Annotated in this window: 22 protein-coding genes and 2 pseudogenes; 20 read left to right on the forward strand and 4 right to left on the reverse strand. The window is 73.0% G+C overall.

Annotation, left to right across the window (positions count from 1 at the left end; all coding sequences use genetic code 11):
- From IEZ04_RS13985 to IEZ04_RS14040, 12 genes and pseudogenes are all read left to right on the forward strand, one after another.
- Positions 1 to 206: pseudogene (locus tag IEZ04_RS13985) on the forward strand (CTP synthase); the annotation flags it as partial.
- Positions 207 to 320: 114 nt separating this feature from the next.
- Positions 321 to 947, forward strand: coding sequence for an NUDIX domain-containing protein (locus IEZ04_RS13990; RefSeq protein ID WP_189217165.1), 627 nt, complete (start codon positions 321 to 323; stop codon positions 945 to 947).
- 227 nt (positions 948 to 1174) lie between these two features.
- Positions 1175 to 3307 carry a tetratricopeptide repeat protein gene (locus IEZ04_RS13995; protein WP_373296309.1) on the forward strand — a complete coding sequence of 711 codons (2133 nt, stop codon included), beginning with the start codon at positions 1175 to 1177 and terminating at the stop codon, positions 3305 to 3307.
- 200 nt (positions 3308 to 3507) lie between these two features.
- Positions 3508 to 4632 (forward strand): alanine dehydrogenase, encoded by a 1125-nt coding sequence (gene ald, locus IEZ04_RS14000; protein ID WP_189217166.1) that lies wholly within the window; start codon positions 3508 to 3510, stop codon positions 4630 to 4632.
- 387 nt (positions 4633 to 5019) lie between these two features.
- Positions 5020 to 6198: a ParA family protein gene (locus IEZ04_RS14005; protein ID WP_189217167.1), complete on the forward strand. Its 1179-nt coding sequence runs from the start codon at positions 5020 to 5022 to the stop codon at positions 6196 to 6198.
- The gene (locus IEZ04_RS14010) at positions 6183 to 6779 is read left to right on the forward strand and encodes a hypothetical protein (RefSeq protein WP_189217168.1); all 597 of its coding nucleotides are present in this window, start codon (positions 6183 to 6185) and stop codon (positions 6777 to 6779) included. Before IEZ04_RS14005 ends, IEZ04_RS14010 begins: the two co-directional genes overlap by 16 nt.
- Positions 6780 to 7055: 276 nt before the next feature.
- Entirely contained in the window at positions 7056 to 8345 is a 1290-nt protein-coding gene (locus IEZ04_RS34800; protein WP_373296316.1) for a segregation and condensation protein A, read from the forward strand.
- Positions 8342 to 9010 (forward strand): SMC-Scp complex subunit ScpB, encoded by a 669-nt coding sequence (gene scpB / locus IEZ04_RS14020; protein WP_189217170.1) that lies wholly within the window; start codon positions 8342 to 8344, stop codon positions 9008 to 9010. Before IEZ04_RS34800 ends, scpB begins: the two co-directional genes overlap by 4 nt.
- Positions 9010 to 10089, forward strand: a complete 1080-nt coding sequence (locus tag IEZ04_RS14025) for a pseudouridine synthase (protein WP_189217171.1) — start codon at positions 9010 to 9012, stop codon at positions 10087 to 10089. The genes scpB and IEZ04_RS14025 overlap by 1 nt, the downstream gene beginning before the upstream one ends.
- A gap of 466 nt (positions 10090 to 10555) precedes the next feature.
- Positions 10556 to 11272 (forward strand): NUDIX hydrolase, encoded by a 717-nt coding sequence (locus IEZ04_RS14030; RefSeq protein ID WP_189217172.1) that lies wholly within the window; start codon positions 10556 to 10558, stop codon positions 11270 to 11272.
- Positions 11269 to 12288, forward strand: coding sequence for an ADP-ribosylglycohydrolase family protein (locus IEZ04_RS14035; protein WP_189217173.1), 1020 nt, complete (start codon positions 11269 to 11271; stop codon positions 12286 to 12288). The genes IEZ04_RS14030 and IEZ04_RS14035 overlap by 4 nt, the downstream gene beginning before the upstream one ends.
- An 89-nt stretch (positions 12289 to 12377) precedes the next feature.
- A pseudogene (locus IEZ04_RS14040) lies at positions 12378 to 12958 on the forward strand (nucleotidyltransferase domain-containing protein); the annotation flags it as partial.
- Here the strand turns inward: IEZ04_RS14040 and IEZ04_RS14045 are convergent.
- The gene (locus IEZ04_RS14045; RefSeq protein ID WP_189217174.1) at positions 12866 to 13627 is read right to left on the reverse strand and encodes a nucleotidyltransferase domain-containing protein; all 762 of its coding nucleotides are present in this window, start codon (positions 13625 to 13627) and stop codon (positions 12866 to 12868) included. The pseudogene IEZ04_RS14040 and the gene IEZ04_RS14045 sit on opposite strands and share 93 nt — an antisense overlap.
- Before the next feature lie 22 nt (positions 13628 to 13649).
- Positions 13650 to 14045 (reverse strand): Rieske (2Fe-2S) protein, encoded by a 396-nt coding sequence (locus IEZ04_RS14050; RefSeq protein WP_189217175.1) that lies wholly within the window; start codon positions 14043 to 14045, stop codon positions 13650 to 13652.
- Positions 14046 to 14235: 190 nt separating this feature from the next.
- Here IEZ04_RS14050 and aroH point away from each other — a divergent pair, with 190 nt between their 5' ends.
- The 5 genes from aroH to der all read left to right on the forward strand — a co-directional run bounded on the left by aroH (position 14236) and on the right by der (position 18663).
- Positions 14236 to 14598, forward strand: coding sequence for a chorismate mutase (gene aroH / locus IEZ04_RS14055; protein ID WP_189217176.1), 363 nt, complete (start codon positions 14236 to 14238; stop codon positions 14596 to 14598).
- Complete coding sequence (locus IEZ04_RS14060) at positions 14595 to 15680, forward strand: prephenate dehydrogenase (protein ID WP_189217177.1); 1086 nt, start codon at positions 14595 to 14597, stop codon at positions 15678 to 15680. The genes aroH and IEZ04_RS14060 overlap by 4 nt, the downstream gene beginning before the upstream one ends.
- A 100-nt stretch (positions 15681 to 15780) precedes the next feature.
- On the forward strand, positions 15781 to 16476 hold the full coding sequence (gene cmk, locus IEZ04_RS14065; protein WP_189217178.1) for a (d)CMP kinase: 696 nt from the start codon (positions 15781 to 15783) through the stop codon (positions 16474 to 16476).
- Positions 16473 to 17135, forward strand: coding sequence for a lysophospholipid acyltransferase family protein (locus IEZ04_RS14070; RefSeq protein WP_189217179.1), 663 nt, complete (start codon positions 16473 to 16475; stop codon positions 17133 to 17135). The genes cmk and IEZ04_RS14070 overlap by 4 nt, the downstream gene beginning before the upstream one ends.
- 58 nt (positions 17136 to 17193) lie before the next feature.
- Complete coding sequence (gene der / locus IEZ04_RS14075; protein WP_189217180.1) at positions 17194 to 18663, forward strand: ribosome biogenesis GTPase Der; 1470 nt, start codon at positions 17194 to 17196, stop codon at positions 18661 to 18663.
- 133 nt (positions 18664 to 18796) lie between these two features.
- On the opposite strand, the gene IEZ04_RS14080 is transcribed toward der, so the two are convergent.
- Together IEZ04_RS14080 and IEZ04_RS14085 are read right to left on the reverse strand one after the other, a co-directional pair.
- Positions 18797 to 19294 carry a hypothetical protein gene (locus tag IEZ04_RS14080; protein WP_189217181.1) on the reverse strand — a complete coding sequence of 166 codons (498 nt, stop codon included), beginning with the start codon at positions 19292 to 19294 and terminating at the stop codon, positions 18797 to 18799.
- A 99-nt stretch (positions 19295 to 19393) separates the two neighbouring features.
- Positions 19394 to 20167, reverse strand: coding sequence for a DUF8842 C-terminal domain-containing protein (locus IEZ04_RS14085; RefSeq protein ID WP_189217182.1), 774 nt, complete (start codon positions 20165 to 20167; stop codon positions 19394 to 19396).
- 536 nt (positions 20168 to 20703) lie between these two features.
- Here IEZ04_RS14085 and IEZ04_RS14090 point away from each other — a divergent pair.
- From IEZ04_RS14090 to IEZ04_RS14100, 3 genes are all read left to right on the forward strand, one after another.
- Positions 20704 to 21342, forward strand: a complete 639-nt coding sequence (locus tag IEZ04_RS14090) for a LysM peptidoglycan-binding domain-containing protein (RefSeq protein ID WP_189217183.1) — start codon at positions 20704 to 20706, stop codon at positions 21340 to 21342.
- A 292-nt stretch (positions 21343 to 21634) separates the two neighbouring features.
- On the forward strand, positions 21635 to 22897 hold the full coding sequence (locus IEZ04_RS14095; RefSeq protein ID WP_189217184.1) for a glycosyltransferase family 4 protein: 1263 nt from the start codon (positions 21635 to 21637) through the stop codon (positions 22895 to 22897).
- The gene (locus IEZ04_RS14100) at positions 22894 to 23748 is read left to right on the forward strand and encodes a hypothetical protein (RefSeq protein ID WP_229821037.1); all 855 of its coding nucleotides are present in this window, start codon (positions 22894 to 22896) and stop codon (positions 23746 to 23748) included. The genes IEZ04_RS14095 and IEZ04_RS14100 overlap by 4 nt, the downstream gene beginning before the upstream one ends.

Below are 23748 nucleotides of genomic sequence, written 5' to 3' on the forward strand. Positions count from 1 at the left end.
AGAAGAAGGCGGGTCTGCAGTTCTCCGGCACCTCCCCGGACGGCAAGCTGGTCGAGTACGTCGAGTACCCGCGGGACGTCCACCCCTACCTGGTCGCGACCCAGGCCCACCCGGAACTGCGCTCCCGCCCGACCCGCCCGCACCCGCTCTTCGCCGGACTGGTCAAAGCCGCCGTGGAGCGCAAGACGGGCGCGACGGCCGAGTAAGACCAGGTGACACGAGAGTTGTACGGTGACCGGGGTACGCGCCCTTCGCGGGGCGCGTACCCCGGTTCACTTTTTGCACGGCCGGCCCGCCCGGCACACTCGGAAGGACAGGGCATGACCATCAAGGACACCGCCGAGGAGTGGGAGGTCCGGGCGAGCGAGACGCCGTTCACGGGCAACAAGACCTCCGTACGCACCGACGACGTGGTCATGCCCGACGGCTCGGTCGTCCGCCGCGACTACCAGGTGCACCCCGGCTCCGTGGCCGTCCTCGCCCTCGACGACCAGGACCGGGTCCTGGTGCTGCGCCAGTACCGCCACCCGGTGCGGCAGAAACTCTGGGAGATCCCCGCCGGGCTCCTCGACGTCCCCGGCGAGAACCCGCTGCACGCGGCCCAGCGGGAGCTGTACGAGGAGGCCCACGTCAAGGCCGAGGACTGGCGGGTGCTGACCGACGTCTACACCACGCCCGGCGGTTGTGACGAATCCGTGCGGATCTTCCTCGCCCGTGATCTCTCCGAGGCCGAGGGGGAGCGGTTCCTCGTCGAGCACGAGGAGGCCGACATGGAGCTGGCGCGGGTGCCCGTCGACGAACTCGTGCGCGGTGTCCTCGCCGGCGAGCTGCACAACAACTGCCTGGTGGTGGGTGTGCTGTCGCTGGTGGCCGCCCGCGGCGGGGACGGGCTCGAGGCGCTGCGCCCGGCGGAGGCGCCATGGCCCGCACGGCCGTTCGACGCCTGAGCGCTCCGCCGCGGGGCCGGTTGCGCAGTTCCCCGCGCCCCTCGGCTTCGGGCGCGGGGCTGCCGCCCACGCGCCCGACCCCGCCGGTCCTACGATCGGCTGATCCGATCGAGGGACCTCTCCGCCGCGCTCCACGGGTTCGTCGCAGAGCGTGAACTAGGCTCTACCAAACGCCCGGACCGGAGTCCCGGCGGGCTCGCACGTGCAGTGGGACGGGAGCGTGACCCGTGACGGATCAGGCGGTCGACACGGAGAGCACCGGGATGGCCGAGGAGGGACGGGCCGCGGCCGACGGCGCCACGACCGGGCACCGGTTCCTGGGCCGCACACGGGAGCTGAAGGAGCTGTGCGCCGACATCGAGCGCGCGGGTCTCGACACCATCTCCGGCCGGAAGGCGCCCCGCGCGCGCGTGCTCCTCATCGCGGGACGCCCCGGCTACGGCCGGACCGCGCTGGCCGAGGAGTTCGTCCGGCAGGTGTCCGGCCGCTATCCCGACGGCGTCCTCCGCGCCCGTCTGACCGAGCCCGGCGGCACGCCCGTACCGACCGAGCGCACCGCACGCGACCTGCTCACCGCGCTCGGCCTGCCCGCCCCGGCCGGTGCCGACGAGGACGACCTCGCCGCGGCTTTGCGCGAGGCCCTGGCCGGCCGCCGGGCCCTGCTCCTGCTCGACGACGCGGCCGACGCCGAGCAGGTCGACGCGCTGCTGCCGGACACACCCGAGTGCCTGGTCGTCGCGGTCTCCGACGGCCCGCTCACCGGCATCGCCGACGTCCGCCCCTGCACCCTGGGCGGGCTGGACACCAAGTCCGCGCTGGAGCTGCTGACGCGGGCCATCGGTTCCGTGCGGATCACCGTCGACCCGCGCGCCGCGGAGAGCCTGGTCGAGGAGTGCGCGGCCCAGCCCGCCGCGCTGACGCTCGCCGGGGGCTGGCTCGCGGCGCACCCCAAGGCCGCCGTCGCCGACCTGACCAGGCACCTGCACGCGGAGGACGCGGAGGGCCCGCCGCTCACCCGGCTGCTGCGCCTCTCCCACGACTCGCTGCCCGGCGCCACCGCCCGGATGCTGCGGCTGCTGTCGCTCGCCCCGGCGGGCCTGGTCGATCCGCAGACCGCGTCCGGACTGGCAGGCTGTTCGGTGGACGCGGCCCGCGCCGCGCTGGAGGACCTGGCGGACCTCGGCTTCCTGCACGCCGTCGACTCGCCGCTGCCCAGCTACGAGGTCCCCGGCTGTCTGCACCCTTTGCTGCGCCCCCTCGCCGAGACCCACGACCGCCCGGCCGAGCTGCAGCTGGCCCGCGCCCGGATGCTGGAGCGCACCCTGCGGCTGCTGCAGTCCTGCCGGGCCATCACCGAGACCGACAACCCGCAGGCCCGCGAGAAGCTCCTCGGCATGCCCCGCGCGCTGCGCTTCCCGAGCCCCAGGGCGGCCGAGGACTGGCTGCGCGTGCGGCGGCCCGCACTGCTGGCGGCGGCCCGGCTCGCGGTGGCCGACGGTGAGCTGGACACCCTCGCCCGGCGCCTGATGTCCCAGCTCGTGCGGGCGATGGTCGCCCACTTCGGCACCCACGCCGCCGCGCCCGACCTGTACGGCATCCACCAGCTCGTCCTCGGCGTCGCCGAGCGCCGGAACCTGCCCCGGGAGAAGGCCGCCGCACTGCTGAACCTGGGCGACCTGGACGCCCGCACCGGCCGTACCGCCGCGGCGCTGCGCCGTTACCGGGCCGCGCTGGACGCCGGACGGCAGGCGAACGACCCGTACGCGACCGGCCGTGCGATGGAGTCCGTGGGCGGCGCCCACCAGGATCTCGGGGACCACGACCGGGCCGCCGACTGGTACGGGCGGGCGCTCGCCCAGCGGCTGGCCCGCGACGAGCGCGCCGACGCCGCCCGGCTGCACGGCCGCATCGCCACCGCCCACACCTACGCGGGCCGCTACGGGGAGGCGCTGCGCAACTGGCGGTCGGCCCTGGCCGGTTACCGCCGGCTCGACGACGTGGCCGGCCAGGCGCGGGCGCTGAGCGAGATGGCCCGGGTGCAGGAGTACGCGGGGCGGCCCGAGGAGGCGCTGTACACCTGCCAGGAGGCCGTGGAGTGGGCGCGGCGGGCCGACGACGCGCGGTTGCAGGCGGCGCTGCACCTCCGGCTCGCGGACACGCTGGAGCGGCTCGGTGACCCGGCGGCGGCCCGGCTGCACCGGGGGACGGCCGAGCGCATGCTGGGAGAAGAGCTCAGCGACAACGACAACAAGAACAACCAGAACAACGAGGACTGCGAGGACTGCGAGAACAACGACAACAACCACGGCGACGGCGTCGGTGACGGCGAGATCGCGACGGAACACGAAGCTAACGCCTAAGAAACCTGTAGTGCGTCCAGCGAAGATTGGTGCATTGGAAGGCTAGACAGGGAGAAGACCTTCATTAGACTGGGTGCGCCGCCGGTTCTTCCGCGGTGTCTCCCGGTGCGCTCCTGTGCGTACGGGTTTGTCTGCAACGTTCTGGCATGCGACGCGTGGGTGCGCGTGCGTGCCGGCCCACCCCTAACGAGCCAAGGACCGTGATCCACGTGAAGGTCGGCATCCCCCGCGAGGTCAAGAACAACGAGTTCCGGGTGGCCATCACCCCGGCCGGCGTGCACGAGCTGGTGCGCCACGGGCACCAGGTCGTCGTCGAGCGGAACGCCGGCGTCGGTTCCTCCATCACCGACGACGAGTACGTCGCCGCGGGCGCCCGCATCCTCGACACCGCGGACGAGGTGTGGGCCACCGCCGACCTGCTGCTGAAGGTCAAGGAACCGGTCGCCGAGGAGTACCACCGCCTGCGCAAGGACCAGACGCTCTTCACCTACCTGCACCTGGCCGCCTCCAGGGAGTGCACGGACGCCCTGCTGGAGTCGGGCACCACGGCCATCGCGTACGAGACCGTCGAACTGCCGAACCGGGCGCTGCCGTTGCTCGCCCCCATGTCGGAGGTCGCGGGCCGGCTCGCCCCGCAGGTCGGCGCCTACCACCTGATGCGCCCGGGCGGCGGCCGCGGCGTGCTGCCCGGTGGTGTGCCCGGGGTGGCGGCGGGCAGGGCCGTGGTCATCGGCGGCGGTGTCTCCGGCTGGAACGCCGCGCAGATCGCCATCGGCCTGGGCTTCCACGTGACCCTGCTCGACAAGGACATCAACAAGCTCCGTGAGGCGGACCGTTTGTTCGGCACCCGGATCCAGACCGTCGTCTCCAACTCCTTCGAGCTGGAGAAGGCCTGCCTGGAGGCGGACCTCGTGATAGGCGCCGTCCTCATCCCGGGCGCCAAGGCGCCGAAGCTGGTCACCAACGAGCTCGTGGCGCGCATGAAGCCGGGAAGTGTCCTTGTCGACATCGCGATCGACCAGGGCGGCTGCTTCGAGGACTCGCGCCCCACCACGCACGCCGAACCGACCTTCCCGGTGCACGGATCGGTGTTCTACTGCGTCGCCAACATGCCGGGCGCCGTGCCGAACACCTCGACCTACGCGCTGACCAACGCCACGCTGCCGTACATCGTGGAACTGGCGGACCGTGGCTGGGTGGAGGCGCTGCGCCGCGACCCCGCGCTGGCCAGGGGCCTCAACACCCATGACGGCAAGGTGGTGCACAAGGAGGTGGCCCAGGCGCACGGGCTGGACCACGTGGAGCTCGCCGCCCTGCTCGGCTAGGCCGCGCGGTCGGCCGGCCCGCCCGCGCGTTCGGGCGGCCGGTCGACCCGCACCAAAAGGCGATACGTCAACACGGCGCGTCAACGTCGTCCACCCGGCCGGACCTTGCCCGACAAGGTCCGGCCGAATGTGTGTATGTTCACTGACCTGCGCCGGGTCAACTCGCCTCGAACGTAACCCTTCAACCCTTTCGCGCAACGGTGAAACCTGCCATGCGACGGCCGTACGCCCTTGACAGCGCCATGTTTCAATGCCGACACATCGGGCCGGGTCCGGCGGATTGTGTTGCTGCGGACCGGTGACACGCCATAGAGTCGCCAACCGTCGGCATGGTGCCACGCTGACCTATCTAGATGTTTCCTGGTCACCAAGGAGGTAAGACGACTTGTGAATGAGTCGACATTTGCTCCCGGGGGTGGGGAACCAGGAACGCCCGCGCAGGGTCATCGGCCCACGGGGCTTCAGGCTGTCGGCTCCGTCGCTGTGCGCACCTTCGCAGCCCACCAGGGTCACCAAACACCGGGGGTGACTCAGCCAGGACACCAGAGCATGGATGGCCATCACGTGAACGCCATGGCCGGCGACGGAAGTGGCGAACTCCGCGACCACTTCGCCGACTACGACGAATTGCCCGAGGGACACTTCTACGACCCCGACGCCGAGTACGAGCCCGATCCGGAGTACGCGGCCACGCTCGCGCCCGACGCGGCCCGCCAGCGCCGGGAGCGGATCGGCCCGACGGGACGCCCGCTGCCGTACTTCCCGATCCCGGGACCGCTGACCGACCACGGCCCGGCGAAGATCATCGCGATGTGCAACCAGAAGGGCGGCGTCGGCAAGACGACGTCGACCATCAACCTGGGCGCCGCGCTCGCCGAGTACGGGCGGCGCGTGCTGCTGGTCGACTTCGACCCGCAGGGCGCCCTCTCGGTCGGCCTGGGCGTCAATCCGATGGAGCTCGACCTGACCGTCTACAACCTGCTCATGGAGCGGGGCATGGCGGCCGACGAGGTCCTGCTGAAGACCGCGGTCCCCAACATGGACCTGCTGCCCAGCAACATCGACCTGTCCGCCGCCGAGGTGCAGCTGGTGAGCGAGGTAGCGCGCGAGTCGACGCTGCAGCGCGCCCTGAAGCCGCTCATGGCGGACTACGACTACATCGTGATCGACTGTCAGCCCTCGCTCGGCCTGCTCACGGTGAACGCCCTGACGGCGGCCCACAAGGTGATCGTTCCGCTGGAGTGCGAGTTCTTCGCCCTGCGCGGTGTGGCGCTGCTCACCGAGACCATCGAGAAGGTCCAGGAGCGGCTCAACCCGGAGCTGGAGCTCGACGGGATCCTCGCCACGATGTACGACTCGCGCACCGTGCACAGCCGCGAGGTGCTCGCGCGGGTCGTCGAGGCGTTCGACGACCACGTGTACCACACGGTCATCGGGCGCACGGTCCGTTTCCCGGAGACCACGGTCGCCGGAGAGCCGATCACCACGTACGCCTCCAACTCCGTCGGTGCCGCCGCCTACCGCCAGCTCGCCAGGGAGGTGCTCGCCCGGTGTCACGCCGAGTGAGTCTGCCCGGGGCCGACGAACTCTTCCGTACGACAGGGGGCATGGCGCTCCAGGCGTCCACGCCCCGGCGCCAGGCCAATGGTGAGGCCCGGGTGCCCGCACCCGCGGCGGAGAGCGATCCCGCCGACGGGGACGCGCCGCCGTCGGTGCCCGCCCAGGGCGGCGACGGAACCGAGCACGCGGCCGCCGAGGCCGAGCCGGCCGGGGCGGGGGAGTCCCGCAGCCGGGCCGCCGCCGAACCGCAGGACAAGACCGCGGGTGCCGTGCCGGGCACACCACGTGCCGCGAGACGGCAACCGGCGCAGGACGGTACCGGTGCGGCCGCGCCCGCGTCCCGGCGGCGCGGGCGCAACCCCGCGCGCCGCCCCAGCGGGCGCGAACGGCACGACGAGAAGATCACGGTGTACGTGTCCGCCGAGGAACTCATGGACCTCGAGCACGCCCGCCTGGTGCTGCGCGGCGAGCACGGGCTGGCGGTCGACCGGGGCAGGATCGTGCGGGAGGCCGTCGCCGTCGTCCTGGCCGACCTGGAGTCCCGGGGGGACGCGAGCATCCTCGTCCGCAGGCTGCGCGGACGGTAGGCGCACGGGCAGGGGGCGGACAGGGCGGTAGTCGGCTTCAGGGACCGTACGCGGTAGCCTGCGACCGCCATGACCTCCCACGACACGACAGCCTCCGGCGGCGCCACCAGCCGTCGGCGCGCGCTGGGACACGGACCCGGGACCGCGCCCGCGCGGCCCCCGCGGGAGGCCGAGCCGGAGCCGGAGTACGTGATCGAGGGGACTCCGGACGCGGACGCGGACGCGGAGGGGAACGGGGAGGGCCCGGCGGCCCGGGCCGCCGAGGACGGTTCGCCAATGCCTCCGGCCACGGCCGCGCACGGGTCCGGAGCGGTGGACGAGCCCGCGCGGGCGGCCGGGTCCCGGGGCGCCGGTGGCGGTGCCGGGGCGGGCGTCTTTGGCCGTCTTGCCGCTCCGGAGGCTCCTGGTGTGCGGCCGGGGCATGGAACGGTGCCCGTGGCCCCGTCGGACGGAGCGCACGGGCCGGACAAGGCGGGCGAGCGTGTGCGGGCGGCCGGGTCCCGGGGCGCCGGTGGCGGTGCCGGGGCGGGGGCTCCTGGCCGTCTCGCCGCTCCGGAGGCCTCCGGCGTGCGGCCGGAGTCGGGGACGGTGCCCGTGGCCCCGTCGGACGCGGTGGACGGGGCGGACGGGGCGGATTCGGAGCTCGCGGGCGACGCATCCGGTGACGGGGTCTTCACGGTGCGGCTCGCCAACTTCGAAGGCCCCTTCGATCTGCTGCTCCAGCTGATCTCCCGGCACAAGATGGACGTCACCGAGGTCGCGCTCTCTCGGGTGACCGACGAGTTCATGGCGCACATCAGGGCCATGGGGCCGGACTGGGACCTGGACCGGACGACCGAGTTCCTCGTCGTGGCGGCCACGCTGCTCGATCTCAAGGCCGCGCGGCTGCTGCCCGCCGCAGAGGTCGAGGACGAGGCCGACCTGGCGCTGCTGGAGGCCCGTGACCTGCTGTTCGCGCGGCTGCTCCAGTACCGCGCGTACAAACGGATCGCCGAGATCTTCAGCGGGCGGCTGGAGGAGGAGGCCCGGCGGCACCCCCGCACCGTCGGGCTCGAACCGCACCACGCCGAGCTGCTGCCCGAGGTCGTCATCAGCATCGGCGCGGAAGGGTTCGCGCGGCTCGCCGTGAAGGCGATGCGGCCGAAGCCCGAACCGCAGGTGTACGTGGACCACATCCACGCGCCGCTGGTCAGCGTGCGGGAACAGGCCGGGGTCGTCGTGGCGCGGCTCAGGGAGCTCGGTGAGGCGGACTTCCGGACGCTGGTCGCGGACACCGACGACACGCTGACCGTCGTCGCGCGGTTCCTGGCGCTGCTGGAGCTGTACCGGGAGAAGGCCGTCGCGTTGGAGCAGGAGGCCGCCCTCGGCGAGCTGCTGGTGCGCTGGACCGGCGGTGACGGGGACGGGACGCCGCAGGTCACGGACGAGTTCGACCGGCCGCCCGAGGACCGCGGGTCCGAGTGCAAGAGCGACAGCAACGACAAGAACGATAAGAACGACAAGAACGACAAGAACGACAAGAACGACAAGAACAGCAAGAACGGCAGGAGCGAGGAGAAGGCGTGAGCGAGGAGAGCACCGGAGATCCGGCGGGCCCCGGCCCGCAGACCGTCGCCGCCCTCGGTCTCAAGCCCGCCCTGGAGGCCGTCCTCATGGTCGTGGACGAGCCCGTCGGCGAGGAGCACCTCGCGCGCATCCTGGAACGCCCCCGGCGGCAGGTCGCGGACGCGTTGCGGGAACTGGCCGACGAGTACACCGCGCAGGGCCGCGGTTTCGAGCTGCGGCCGGTGGCCGGGGGCTGGCGGTTCTACACCCGGCCGGCGTACGCGGCCGCCGTCGACCGTTTCGTCCTGGACGGGCAGCAGGCCCGGCTCACCCAGGCCGCGCTGGAGACGCTGGCCGTGGTCGCGTACCGGCAGCCGGTGAGTCGCAGCCGTGTCTCGGCCGTACGAGGGGTCAACTGCGACGGGGTCATGCGCACCCTTCTCCAGCGCGGTCTGGTCCAGGAGGCGGGCACGGAACCCGAAACAGGTGCGATCCTGTACAGGACGACGAACTACTTCCTGGAGCGGATGGGCCTGCGCGGCCTGGACGAGCTCCCGGAGCTCGCGCCCTTCCTCCCCGAGGCGGAGGCGATCGAGGCCGAGACCCAGGAGGGCGTACCGTCGTTCGATCCGGACGCACCGGACGCAGACGACGATCACCCGACGAAGACGACGACGGAACTTTGATGCGAAGCAGCGGCAGCGGCAAGAGCGGCGGGCGCGGTAACTACCGCGGCGCCGGCAACAACAGGGACCAGAAGCAGGGGCAGGGCCGCCCCCGCAAGCCCCGCCCGGAGGAGCGCCGCTACGACGTGGGTCCCGGCGCCTCCCAGGACGGCCCGAAGTCGGGGCGTGGCGGCGCGGCCCGTGGTGGCCCGAAGGGCGGCCCCAAGCGGCCCCAGGAGCCCCGGCGCGGCGCCGGGCAGGGCCGTACGGCCCCCGCGCGCTCCCGCGAGTACGAGGCGCGCGCCGAGGAGCGCAACCGGGAGCGGTACGCGGGCAAGAAGGACGTCAAGCTGCCCAAGACCTTCCCGGGAGCCGAGCAGGAGGGCGAGCGGCTGCAGAAGGTGCTCGCGCGCGCGGGCTACGGTTCGCGCCGCGCCTGCGAGGAGCTGATCGAGCAGGCCCGGGTCGAGGTCAACGGCGAGATCGTGCTGGAGCAGGGCCTCCGCGTCGACCCGGAGAAGGACGAGATCCGTGTCGACGGGCTGACCGTGGCCACGCAGTCGTACCAGTTCTTCTCGCTGAACAAGCCCGCGGGCGTCGTGTCGACGATGGAGGACCCCGAGGGGCGCCAGAGCCTCGGCGACTACGTGACCAACCGCGAGACGCGGCTGTTCCACGTGGGCCGGCTCGACACCGAGACCGAGGGCGTCATCCTGCTCACCAACCACGGCGAGCTGGCGCACCGGCTGACCCACCCCCGGTACGGCGTGAAGAAGACCTACCTCGCGCACATCGTCGGGCCCATCCCGCGCGACCTGGGCAAGCGGCTCAAGGACGGCATCCAGCTGGAGGACGGCTACGCGCGCGCGGACCACTTCCGCGTCGTCGAGCAGACCGGCAAGAACTACCTGGTCGAGGTCACCCTGCACGAGGGCCGGAAGCACATCGTGCGGCGCATGCTCGCCGAGGCCGGCTTCCCGGTCGACAAGCTGGTGCGCACCGCCTTCGGGCCGATCACGCTCGGCGACCAGAAGTCCGGGTGGCTGCGCCGCCTGTCCAACACCGAGGTGGGCATGCTGATGCGTGAGGTGGACCTGTAGCAGGCACGGGCACGCGGCGGCTCCTCTCGCCGCCGCATCCCGCCGCGAACGCGCCTCGACGGCCGGTCCCGGACTTCCGCGACCGGCCGTCGAGGCGCGTTCGCGTTCCTGCATGTCTCCGTTCCCCGTCTACCGTTCCCCGTCCCCCGTCTCTCCCCCCTCTTCCTCTCCCCCCTCTTCCTCTCCCCCCTCTTCCTCTCCCCCCTCTTCCTCTCCCCCCTCTTCCTCTCCCCCTCTTCCTCTCCCCCTCTTCCTCTCCCCCTCTTCCTCCCCTCTGTCCCAGGCGCTTCAGGTGTCCCAGGCGCTTCAGGTGTTCCAGGGCTTGTGGTGAGCCGTCCGCTTTTTTATAGTCGTCTCGACCATTAATGGTGCCGCCGTCGGGCGCGGCGCGCGGGAGCAGGGCCCACGGGGGTGGTCCCGGTCCCGCGCGCCGGCGCCCGGCGGCGGCACGGACAAGGGGGCGGACATGGAGGGCTACGACAAGTACGCCTTCGAACCCTTCGCCGTCACCGTCGACCTGGCGGTCCTCACCATCCGGGAGGGCCGGCTCCAGGTCCTGCTGATCGAGCGCGGACAGGAGCCGTACGCGGGCCGCTGGGCGCTGCCCGGCGGCTTCCTGCTGCCCCACGAGTCCGCCGGGACCGCGGCCCGGCGCGAACTCGCCGAGGAGACCGGCCTCGCGGACGTCTCCGGGCTGCACCTGGAGCAGTTGCGCACCTACAGCGAGCCGGACCGCGACCCACGGATGCGGGTCGTCTCCGTCGCGTACACCGCCCTCCTGCCGGACGCACCCGAACCGCGCGGCGGCGGGGACGCGGCGCGCGCCCGCTGGCTGCCGTACGACGAGGCGGGGCCGCTCGCCTTCGACCACGACCGCATCCTGGCCGACGCCCACGACCGGATCGGCGCCAAGCTCGAGTACACCTGCATCGCCACGGCCTTCTGCCCGCCGGAGTTCACCCTCGGAGAGCTCCAGCAGGTGTACGAGACGGTGTGGGGCACGGCACTGGACCGGCCCAACTTCCGCCGCAAGGTCCTCGCCACCGACGGGTTCGTGGCGGCGGTGCCCGGTGCCGCCCGGCTGACCGGCGGGCGTGGCAAACCCGCCGCGCTGTACCGCGCGGGCCCCGCCACGGGCCTGCATCCGCCCCTGCTGCGACCACCCCGAGAAGGACGCCCATGAGCACGATATCGACCAAGCGCGCCGCCACCGGGGCGCTCGCCGGCCTTGCCCTCGGCGACGCGCTCGGCTTCCCGACGGAGTTTCACGACGTGCCGTCGATCCTCGCCAAGTGCGGTCCCTGGCGGGGGACGGAGCTGCCGAGACCCGCGATCGTCACCGACGACACGCAGATGACGCTCGCGCTGGGCCGGGGGCTGCGGACGGCCCTGGAGCGCGGCCCCCTCGCCCCTGAGCCGCTGGAGCGCACGGTGCGCGAGGAGTTCGTCGCCTGGTCCCGTTCGCCCGAGAACAACCGCGCCCCCGGCCGCACCTGCCTGGTCGCCTGCGGTCTGCTCGGCGACGGGGACCGGCCCTGGCAGGACGCCTCACAGATCCACTCCAAGGGTTGCGGTGCCAACATGCGCGTCGCGCCGATCGGGCTCGTCCCCGGCCTGGACGACGACCAGCGCGCGGGCGCCGCCCAGCTGCAGGCCGCCCTCACCCACGGCCACCCCACGGCGCTCGCCGCCTCCGACCTCACGGCGCACGCGGTCCGGCTGCTGGCCGCGGGCACGGAGCCGACCGGCCTGGTCGGGCTGCTGCGCTCGTACGCCTACGACAACCGCACCCGCTACCACGAGCACTGGCTCGGCGACCTGTGGACGCGGAGCCAGGACCCGGGCCCCGAGCACTTCATCGCGCGCGGCTGGGACGAGTGCCTGGCCGTCCTCGACCGCCTCCGGCAGGCCCTGCGCGACCCGTCGCCCGAGACCGACCCGTGTCTGGCCACGGGGGAGGGCTGGATCGCCGAGGAGGCCCTCGCCACCGGTCTGCTGTGCTTCCTGCTCTTCCTCGACGAGCCCGTCACCGCCCTGCGCCGGGCCGCCTGCACCTCGGGCGACTCGGACTCGATCGCCTGTCTCGCCGGGGCGTTCGCGGGCGCCCACCACGGCCCGGACGCCTGGCCCGCGGAATGGGCCGACCGCATCGAGTACCGGGACGACCTCCTGGCGCTCGGGGCGCTCTGGGACGCCTGAGAAATGACGAACGCCCTCTCGGTCTCCGGCCTGGACATCGACCTCGCGCCCGTCGTCGCGGAGCAGCCCGATCCCCTGTCACGCCCCCTGTCACGCACGCCCTGCGCAGGTTCGTCCGGCTGATGCTCAGGCGCAACGGTCAGGTGCTCGAACAGTCGCTCTCCCCGCTGGTCGTGCACACCACCGACACCCACCGGGAGCTGGCCGCCCTGGCCCCCGGTGTCCTGACCAGCCACCACGGCCACCACTACCGGGGCTTCGCGACGACCCAGTGGAGGCTGTCCGAGAAGACGGGCGGGCCGAAGCGTTGCTCCTCACCTTCCGGGTGCTGGTCCACACCTTCCGGGTGCTGCTCCTCACCTTCCGGGTGCTGCTCACCGGTATCCACCTGATGCGCAGCGGCGAGGTGCGGGCGCATCTTCCCGCGCTGCTGGAGGAGGTCGACGCGCCCGCGTACCTGCCCGGCCTCGTCCGTGCCGAGGCCGAGCGGGAGCACGGTGCCGCCGACGTCGACCACGCGCGCGTGCGGGCCGACGTGGAGCGGTTGCACGTGCTGCTGGACGAGCCGCAGGCCGCCTCAGGGCTGCCGGACGTCCCGGTCGGGTACGACGCCCTGTACGGCCTCGTCGTCCGGGTGCGGCCCCAGGGGGACGGTCTCCCGCAGGGCTGAGGCGCGACGGGTGCGTACGAGGAAGTCCTCCACGCGGGCGCGGTCCGGTTCGGGCGGGAGTGGGGAGCGGGTGGCCGCCTCGTCGGTCTCCGCCGCCAGCCGGGTCATCCACGACTCGGCCTCGGGCCACGGCACCTCGCCGCGCCTGACCGCCAGGAGCCGCTCGCGATCCCCGCCCACGTCGATCACGAGCTCGCCCGTGCGGAGCGCGTCGCGGCAACTGGTCAGCAGGCGCAGCAGGTGCATGGCGTGCTTCCAGCGCGGGGCGCCGTGCGTGCGGACATCGGCGTCGATCTTCTTGCGCTGGGCGAGGGCGTACCTGGCGAAGGTGTCGTGTATCCGGCGGGAGAGGAACGCGTCCCGCAGGGAGAGCAGCTCGCGGCCGGTGGCGTCCACGTGTTCCACCAGTGGGGAGTGGAGGCACTCCAGGATGTTCGGGTTCGCCCGCAGGGCGAGCGAGCAGAAGTGTTCCAGTTCCCAGCTGAACTGCTCCTCGGCCGGTCCCTCCACGTGCGTCGGCGGCTTCTCGAAGCGCCAGTACAGGGAGGTGGGGGCGAGGAAGACGCCCCTGCGGTCGGTGTCGCTGCCGTCCGTGGCCAGGCCGAAGGCGCGCGAGCCCATGACACAGGAGTAGATCGTGTGGTCGCGGACCAGGGCCTCGGGCTGCATGCCCGGGAGCGTACGCGGTCGATCACTGCAGGCGGATCGAATGTCCCGTCACCGTGATCTTCTCCTCCGGCAGTGCCCTCGTCGCCGGTCCGGCCGTCACCGAGCCGTCCGTGGCGCTGAACCTGCTGCCGTGGCAGCCGCAGGTGATCGCACCGCCGGAGACGCCGGTCACCGTGCAGCCCTGGTGGGTGCAGACCGCGGAGAACGCCTTGAAGTCACCCTCCTCGGGCTGGGTGACCACGACCTTCCGTTCCCCGAGGATCTTCCCGCCGCCGACCGGGACGTCGTCCGTTCTCGCCAGTTCCTCGCTCTCGGCCGGGGACTCCCCGCCGCCCCCGTCACCGTCGCCGCCGCATCCCGCGAGCAGCACCGCCGCGCCTGTCACCAGGACGGTGCGCCGTGTCGATCCCGTCGTCATGCGGGACATCCTGGCAGCGAAGGACGCGAAAGCTGCGGTGATACGGGTGGAAATCGGTGATACGTGTGTTTCGTACGCCCGGCAGCCGTACGGCCGCCGTCTCGGCAGGCGGGCGCCCGTCACCGGTGCGTGCCGGGCTGACTACGCTGGTGGGACGAGTCGTGTACGTACATCAGCGAGGAGCACAGCCGTGGCGGTACGAGCTGTCCGGGGCGCCGTCCAACTGGAGCGGGACGAGGCCGGTCACATGGACGAGCAGGTCGGCGCGCTCCTCACCGCCATACTCGAGCGCAACGGACTCACCCCGGACGACCTGATCAGCATCTGGTTCACGGCCACGCCCGACCTGCACAGCGACTTTCCCGCGGCCGCGGCCCGGGGGCTCGGCATCGTCGACGTACCGCTCATCTGCGCCCAGGAGCTCGACGTCGAGGGCGCCATGCCCCGCGTCGTGCGGATCCTCGCCCACATCGAGTCGGACCGGTCCCGCGCCGAGATCGCCCACGTCTACCTCGGCGCCGCGGCCGCACTCCGCAAGGACATCGCCCAGTGAGGACCGCACTCGTCCTCGGCACCGGGCTGATCGGCACCTCCGCGGCCCTCGCGCTCGCCCAGCGCGGTGTGACGGTGCACCTCGCCGACCGCGACCCGGAGCAGGCCCGTACCGCGGCCGCGCTCGGCGCCGGGACCGACGAGGCGCCCGACGGCCCGGTCGACCTCGCGATCGTGGCCGCCCCGCCCGCGCACGTGGCCACGGCCCTCGCCGACGCGATGCGGCGCGGCCTCGCCCGCGGCTACCTCGACGTGGCCTCCGTCAAGGGCGGCCCGCGCCGCGAGCTGGAGGCGCTCGGCCTCGACCTCTCCGCGTACATCGGCACGCACCCCATGGCGGGCCGGGAGAAGTCCGGCCCGCTCGCCGCCACCGGTGACCTCTTCGAGGGCCGGCCCTGGGTGCTCACGCCCACCGCGGAGACCGACACGGAGGTGTTGAACCTCGCCCTGGAGCTGGTGTCGCACTGCCACGCGGTGCCGGTCGTGATGGACGCCGACGCCCACGACCGCGCGGTCGCCCTGGTCTCCCACATGCCGCACCTGGTGTCGAGCATGGTCGCGGCCCGTCTGGAGCACGCCGAGGAGGCGGCCGTACGGCTGTGCGGCGGGGGCATCCGCGACGTGACCCGGATCGCGGGCTCCGACCCGCGGATGTGGATCGACATCCTGTCCGCCAACCCGGGGCCCGTGGCCGACCTGCTCACGGAGGTCGCCGCCGACCTCGAGGGCACCGTCCAGGCCCTGCGCGCCCTGCAGTCCGCCGACGAGGACAAGCGCCGGGAGGGCGCCGCCGGCGTCGAGAAGGTCCTGCGCCGCGGCAACGCCGGCCAGGTCCGCGTCCCCGGCAAGCACGGCAGCGCCCCGCGCGTGTACGAGGTCGTGGCCGTCCTCATCGACGACCAGCCCGGCCAGCTGGCCCGCATCTTCGCCGACGCCGGGCGTGCCGGGGTCAACGTCGAGGACGTCCGCATCGAGCACGCGACCGGCCGGCAGGCGGGTCTGGTCCAGCTGCTGGTGGAGCCGAAGGCGGCGGCGGTGCTGACCGCGGCCCTGCGGGAGCGGGGCTGGGCGATCCGCCAGTGACCCGGCCGGGAACCGGGCGGGCGGGGAACAAGTAACCTTGTGCGGGGCGCGTTCGCGTCCCGCGCACACCGCCCCCCTGCACCAGGAAGGTCTCCAGACCGTGGAAAACGGCGCCGCCCGGACCGCCCCGGCAGTCATTGTCGCCATCGACGGCCCCTCCGGCACGGGCAAGTCGAGCACCTCGAAGGCCGTGGCCGCGCAGCTCGGGCTGAGCTACCTGGACACCGGTGCCCAGTACCGGGCGATCACCTGGTGGATGGTGACCAACGGGATCGACGTCGACGACCCCTCGGCGATCGCCGCCGCGGCCGGCAAGCCGGACATCGTCTCGGGCACCGACCCGGCCTCGCCCACCATCACCGTGGACGGCGTCGACGTGGCCGGCCCGATCCGCACCCAGGAGGTCACCTCCAGGGTCAGCGCGGTCAGCGCGGTGCCCGAGGTGCGGACCCGGATCACCGAGCTCCAGCGCGCCATCGCCGCCGGCGCGGTGACCGGCATCGTCGTCGAGGGCCGGGACATCGGCACCACCGTGCTGCCGGACGCCGACCTGAAGATCTTCCTCACGGCCTCCCCGGAGGCCCGCGCCGCCCGCCGCAGCGGCGAGCTGAAGGACGCCGACGTGGCCGCCACCCGGGAGGCGCTGCTCAAGCGCGACGCGGCCGACTCCACCCGCAGGACCTCCCCGCTGGCCAAGGCGGACGACGCGGTCGAGGTGGACACCTCCGACCTCACGCTGCAGCAGGTCATCGAGTGCGTGGTCACCCTCGTCGAGGAGAAGCGGGCCGCGAAGTGACCGAGGCGCCTTCGGTACGCGGTGCCGAGGTCGGCCGCCGCATCGGCGTCGGCCTGATGTACGGGCTGTGGAAGCCGCGCGTCCTGGGCGCCTGGAAGGTTCCCGTGACCGGCCCGGTGATCCTCGCCGTCAACCACTCCCACAACATCGACGGCCCCATGGTCATGGGCGTGGCGCCGCGGCCCACGCACTTCCTGATCAAGAAGGAGGCGTTCGTCGGTCCCCTCGACCCGTTCCTGCTCGGCATCGGGCAGGTGAAGGTGGACCGCTCGTCAGCCGACCGGACCGCGATCACCAGGGCCCTGGGCGTCCTGGAGAACGGCGGCGTCCTCGGGATCTTCCCCGAGGGCACCCGGGGCGAGGGCGACTTCGCCTCGCTGCGGGCGGGGCTGTCCTACTTCGCGGTCCGCAGCGGGGCGCCGATCGTGCCCGTCGCGGTGCTGGGAAGCACCGAGCGGCGCGGACGGTTGATCAAGGGGCTGCCGCCGCTGCGCAGCCGGGTCGACGTCGTCTTCGGCGAGCCGTTCGACGCGGGCGACGGCAGCGGGCGGCGGACGCGCAAGGCGCTGGACGAGGCGACCGAGCGCATCCAGAAGCAGCTCGCCGCCCACCTGGAAAACGCCAGGCGCCTCACCGGGCGCCAGGAGACACTTGAGTAGTGGATCTCCCGCCCCCGGGCGGTCCACCGATCACCACGATGAACGAGGTACGCACTTCATGAACGACCACATTCCCTCCGAGGGCTCGGAGCACGAGCACGGGGCACTTGGCGACGCCGAGTTCGCGGAGTTCATGGAGCTCGCCGCCGAGGAGGGCTTCGACGTCGAGGACGTCGAGGGCGCGATCGAGGCGGCCGGTCACGGACCGCTTCCGGTGCTCGCCGTCGTGGGCCGCCCGAATGTCGGCAAGTCGACCCTGGTCAACCGGATCATCGGCCGCCGCGAGGCCGTCGTCGAGGACAAGCCGGGCGTCACCCGGGACCGGGTCACCTACGAGGCCGAGTGGGCGGGCCGCCGCTTCAAGGTCGTCGACACCGGCGGCTGGGAGCAGGACGTCCTCGGCATCGACGCCTCCGTGGCCGCGCAGGCCGAGTACGCGATCGACGCGGCCGACGCGGTCGTGTTCGTCGTCGACGCCAAGGTCGGCGCCACCGACACCGACGAGGCCGTCGTGCGGCTGCTGCGCAAGGCGGGCAAGCCCGTGGTGCTGTGCGCCAACAAGGTCGACGGCCCGAGCGGCGAGGCCGACGCCTCCTACCTGTGGAACCTGGGCCTCGGCGAGCCGCACCCGGTCTCCGCGCTGCACGGCCGCGGCACCGGCGACATGCTGGACGCCGTCCTGGAGGCGCTGCCCGAGGCACCGGAGCAGACCTTCACCGCCGCGGTCGGCGGCCCGCGCCGCATCGCGCTGATCGGCCGCCCGAACGTGGGCAAGTCCTCGCTGCTGAACAAGGTCGCGGGCGAGGAGCGCGTCGTCGTCAACGAGCTCGCGGGCACCACCCGCGACCCGGTCGACGAGCTGATCGAGCTCGGCGGCGTCACCTGGAAGTTCATCGACACCGCCGGTATCCGCAAGCGGGTCCACCTCCAGCAGGGCGCCGACTACTACGCCTCGCTGCGCACGGCCGCCGCCGTGGAGAAGGCGGAGGTCGCGGTCATCCTGCTGGACGCCTCGGAGTCGATCTCCGTGCAGGACCAGCGCATCGTGACGATGGCCGTGGAGGCGGGCCGCGCGGTCGTCCTCGCCTTCAACAAGTGGGACACCCTCGACGAGGAGCGCCGCTACTACCTGGAGCGTGAGATCGAGACGGAGCTCGGCCAGGTGGCGTGGGCGCCGCGGGTCAACGTCTCCGCGCGCACCGGACGGCACATGGAGAAGCTCGTCCCGGCGATCGAGACCGCTCTGGCGGGCTGGGAGACCCGCGTCCCCACGGGCCGGCTGAACGCCTTCCTGGGCGAGCTGGTCGCCGCTCACCCGCACCCGATCCGGGGCGGCAAGCAGCCGCGCATCCTGTTCGGTACGCAGGCGGGCACCAAGCCGCCGCGGTTCGTGCTCTTCGCGTCCGGCTTCATCGAGGCGGGTTACCGGCGGTTCGTGGAGCGGCGGCTGCGCGAGGAGTTCGGCTTCGAGGGGACGCCGCTGCACATCTCGGTGCGGGTCCGCGAGAAGCGCGGCAAGAAGAAGTAGACGCGGGTCGCGTCAGACGGGCACGGACGAGGGCGGCTCCCCGGAAACTCCGGGGAGCCGCCCTCGTCCGTGCGGTCATCGCGGGGCGGGCCGGTTGTCGGGGGCCTTCAGGGCGGGCCCTCGGGTGTTCCGGTCAGTGCCCGCGGCGGGGACCCGGTGGCAGCGCGGCGGCGGAGAACTGGTGCGTGCCGGTGTGCCCGGTGGGCATCCGGCCCACCGGCTGCCAGACGGACGCCGCCTGGGGCGGGTGACCGGACTGCTCGCGCCGGGTGCCGTGCTGGGCGGCGAGACGCCCGGTCGCGTACGCGGCGGTGCCGTGGCGGCCGTCGTACGCACCGGGGGAGTACGTGCCCGGGGGGTACGAGTCCGAGGAGTACGTGTTCATGGAGTACGTGCCCGTGGAGTACGACCCGTAGGCGCCGCCGAGGTGCGGAGAGATGCCGAAGGCCGTGAAGCCCAGCTCCTCCTCACCGTGGCGGTCTCCGGGCAGGGCCCGGAAGGACCTGTTCCACTCCGCGTAGAGCGCGTCGTAGATCGGTGTGACCGAGGGGCTGCCCGGTGGGTCCTGGGCCGACCGCATGGCGGGAATCGGCTGGTAGGACTGGCGGCGGGGGACGTCGTAAGCGTGCACGTAACCTCAAACGAACCCGCCGGGCAAGGGATGCGGTCCGGCCGCGCCGCCCGGCGGGGTGCCGCCCGTACGGCCCACATCCCGGGCCGGCGGGGGCGGTCAGGTCCCGGCCAGCGGCAGCATGGCGGCCACCAGCTTGCCGTTCGCGGCGGCCTTGTCGAGCGCGTCCCGCAGCAGGTCCTCGCGGGGCTGGCGGCCGATGGAGCCGACCGGGGCGGCGAACAGCAGCACCCGCTGGTGCTTGGCGGCGGCCGCCCGCCAGGTGTCGGCGGCCTGGAGCGGCTGGTGCGCCTGCCACCAGGCGACCGGCGAACCGCCGTCGGTGCCCGGCTGGAGGATGGCGTGCAGCTGGCCCGCGGCGAGCAGCACCGACCAGCCCTGCAGGACCGGCGGGACGCGCTCGACCTCGTCCAGCGGCACGAAGCCCTGCTCGACGAGGAGCGGCAGGAAGTCGTCGTCCGTGCCGGACGAGCCGGGGCGGGTGATGGGGGCGGTGGGCTCGACCACGAGCGCGGGGTACAGCTCGCCGCCGATCAGCACCAGTCCGCTGGTGACGCCGAGCACGGCCTGCTCGGGCGAGGTCCTGGCGGGTTCGCCGTCGGCCGTGATGGACCGGACGGCGCCCTGCAGCTGCTCCTCGGTGACCTGGACGACCTGGGAGGGCAGACAGGTGGCGTGGGCGAAGGCGAGGACGGCGGTCTCGTCGCCGATGAACAGCACGGTGCTGGTGCGCTCCTGTGCGGAGTCGCCCGGGGTGCGGCAGGACGTGCAGTCGTAACTGCCCGGGGCGTTCTCTCCGGCGAGCAGCCGGTCGGCTTCCTCGTCGCCGATCTCGGCACGTACCTCGTCGCTGACGTCGAGCATGCGCGGCACGGGGGGCTCCTCGGGATGTGGTGCGTGGCGGGGCCGGGCGGCTCCCGGCCCATGAGCGCGGGGGCCCCGGCTCATGCAGAAGACAACGGGCGATCTGTGGCCGGAGTCACGCCCGGGCGCGAACGGAATCGAACCATCGGGAGCGCACCGTGAGAGCCGGGGCGGAATCACTCACTCCACGTCAACTTCTTGTAGTTCCAAGCAAGTTCGACTGGTGAGGTGGGTCACAGATCACCGGAACCGGTGGCCGACAAATCCGGAAATCAGGGAATGAAGTGGGTGGCCGAAAATAGACGATACCTGCGGTAATGGCGAACTGGCCTGTGGGGACAGGGGGCTGGTTGATACGGGCGTCGCGGCTCCCTACATTCCTCGGCCGTGTGCAACGAGCACCGCTCGGGTACGTCCGCCGGCCGCGTCAGACAGCCAGCCAGCACCACCACCGCCGGCGGACGGGCGGAGCGCACCGGCCGCGTCCGTACGACGTGGCCCGCGTTCCGCTCAGGGGGACCCCGGGTCCGTCGAGAGGGAAATACATGTCCGCATGTGCCGACAGCGCCCACGACGACAACACCCGTAGGAAGCGCACCACGGCGGTCCTCGCCGGAGCCGCGCTGCTCGCCCCGCTGGGGCTCCTGGCCGCGACGGGCAGCGCCGCGGCGTCGGACGGTGGAGTGTGGGACCGCATCGCGCAGTGCGAAAGCAGCGGGAACTGGAGCATCAACACCGGCAACGGATACTACGGCGGACTCCAGTTCTCCGCGCAGACCTGGAACGGTTTCGGCGGCTCGGCCTACGCGCCCACCGCCGACCGGGCCACCAAGGCCGAGCAGATCGCGGTCGCCACGAGGGTCCAGCGGGTCCAGGGCTGGGGCGCCTGGCCGAACTGCTCGGTACGCGCCGGGGCGTACGGCAGCGCCCCCGCCGCGCCGTCCACCGGCTCGGTGGCCCCCAGGTCGGCGCCGGCCGAGCGGCCGGCGAAGGCCCCGTCCCGCGCGTCGGGCCACACGGACCGCGGCACCGCCCGCGGTGACTACACCGTGCGCGGCGGTGACACGCTGAGCGCCATCGCGGCCCGGTACGGGACCAGCTGGCAGCAGCTCTACGCCGCCAACGAGGCCGTCATCGGCGCCGATCCCCACTCGATCGTGCCCGGTCAGCGGCTCGACCTCTGAGCCGACCCCCGGTCCCGGGCACGGGTTCCGCCCGGTGGGCCGACCGGGCGGAACCCTCGTGAACGCCGACGATCCCTGCGGGCCGCCGGACCGGACCGGTCCGGCCGCCTCGCCGGCGTTCGCCACGGAGCCGCGGCGCTGTTCCCACACCGGCGCCGCGGCTTCGCGCGGTACGCGAAACATTCCCGAAATGGGCTACCCATCGCATGTCTGTTCTGACACAAGATGGTGTTGCAGCGTGACAGACGGTGGTGCGGCCCGACCGAGGGCACCCGAGGAAGCCGGGGGACGTATGCACATCTCTTTCCTCATCCACAACGCGTACGGCATCGGGGGCACGATACGGACCACGTACAACCTCGCCGAAGCGCTCGCCGAGCAGCACGACGTCGAGATCGTCTCCGTCTTCCGCCACCGCGAGGCGCCCGTCTTCACTCCCGGCCCGCGGGTCGGGATGCGCCACCTCGTCGACCTCCGCCCGGACGGCGCCGACAGCGACCACCCCGAACTGGCCCTGCCCGCCCGTGTGTTCCCGAGCGCGGACGGCCGGCACAAGCAGTACAACGCGCTCAGCGACCGGCGCATCGCGGAGTACCTCGCCACGGTCGACGCCGATGTGGTGGTGGGCACCCGGCCCGGTCTGAACGTGCACCTGGCGCGCCAGACCCGCCCGGGCCCCGTCCGTGTCGGCCAGGAGCACCTCACGCTCGACAACCACTCCACGGCCCTGCGCACCACGCTGCGCGACGCCTACCCGCGCCTCGACGCGCTCACCACGACCACGGAGGCCGACGCCCGCTCGTACCGCAGGAGCGTACGGCTGCCCGGCGTCCGGGTGCTGGCCGTGCCGAACCCGGTGCCCGCCCCCGTGATCCCGCCGGCGGACGGTTCCGGCAAGTGGGTCGTGGCGGTCGGGCGTCTGGCCCCCGTCAAGCGGTTCGACCTGCTCGTCCGCGCCTTCGACAAGGTGCGCGCGCAGCGGCCCGACTGGCGCCTGAGGATCTACGGGGGCGGCGGCCAGAAGGGCAGGCTCCGGTCACTGATCGACGAGATGGGCCTCTACAACCACGTCTATCTGATGGGCCCCGTGCACCCCATCGAGCAGGAGTGGGTCAAGGGTGCCGTCGCCGTCGCCACCTCCAGCATGGAGTCCTTCGGCATGACGCTCGTCGAGGCCATGCGCTGCGGGCTGCCGGTGGTCTCCACCGACTGCCCGCACGGCCCCGGCGAGATCATCGACGACGGCGTCGACGGCCGGCTGGTCGAGGTGAACGACGTCGGCGCCATCGCCGCCGGACTGCTCGAACTGATCGACGACGACGCGCTGCGGCAGCGGATGGCGCACGCGGCGCTGCGGGCCTCCGAGCGCTTCGACCCGCCCCGCATCGCCGAGCGCCACGAGTCGCTCTTCGCCGCCGTGGCCGCACGCCGCGGCAGGAGGCTCGGAGGACGGCTGCGCGGCACGCTGCACCGCACCCGGGGCGCGCTGCTCGTCGGCGCGTACGCCGTGCGGGACGCCCGGCGCCAGGCGGTCGGGAAGGGGCGCAGCGCATGAGCGCGACGGCCCCGCGGGCGGCGCGCGCCGCCACCGGCGGGCTCCCCGGGGAGACGGGCGCCGCGGACACCGCCGTGGCGCCGCGCGCCGACTGCGTCGCCGACCGCGCGGGCGGTATCACCTTCACCGTCACCGGTCCCGGCGGCACGGGGCCGGCCCGTCTGCTGCTGAGGCTGCGCGGCGGCGAGCGGGAGACCGGTCTGCCGCTCACCCCGGACGGCGCCGGCCGGCTGCGCGGCGTGCTGCCCGCCGGAGCCGAACTCGCCGAGGGCCGCTGGGACGTCCACCTCCAGCGGGCCGACGGCGCGGCGCGGCGTCTGGTGGCCGGCCTCCAAGACCTGCGCGCGCTGGTCGACCGGGTGCCGGCCGACTCGCGCGCTCCCGTCGCCGTGCGTCTCCCGTACACCACCAAGTACGGCAACCTCACCGTGCGGAGCTGGCTGCGTGCCCCGCACGCCGAGGCGGGCGAGCTCCGTGTCGGTGCGCGGGAGCTGGGCGTGCGCGGGCGGGTGTACGGCACGTCGCTCACGCCGGACGCGTACGTCGAGGCCGCCGACCGGGCGGGCGTGGCCCCCGCGGCGCGTACCGGACTGGACGCCGACGGGGACGTGTTCCGCTGCGCCGTGCCCCTCGGGTCACCGGCTCCCGGCATCCGGGACCTGTGGCTGCGCCCGGCGGGGGAGGCCGGGCCGCGGGTGCGGATCGCCCGGCTGCTGGACGACGTCGCCGACAAGAAGCACATCTTCGCGTACCCGAAGGTCACCCTGGGGACGGCGCACGGTGCCGTCCTGGCCGGGCCGTACTACACGGCCGACAACGACCTGTCGATCGTGGTCGTCGCGGCCGGGTGA

Origin of the sequence: Streptomyces ruber (genome assembly GCF_014648075.1) — a bacterium.
Lineage (GTDB): Bacteria > Actinomycetota > Actinomycetes > Streptomycetales > Streptomycetaceae > Streptomyces > Streptomyces ruber.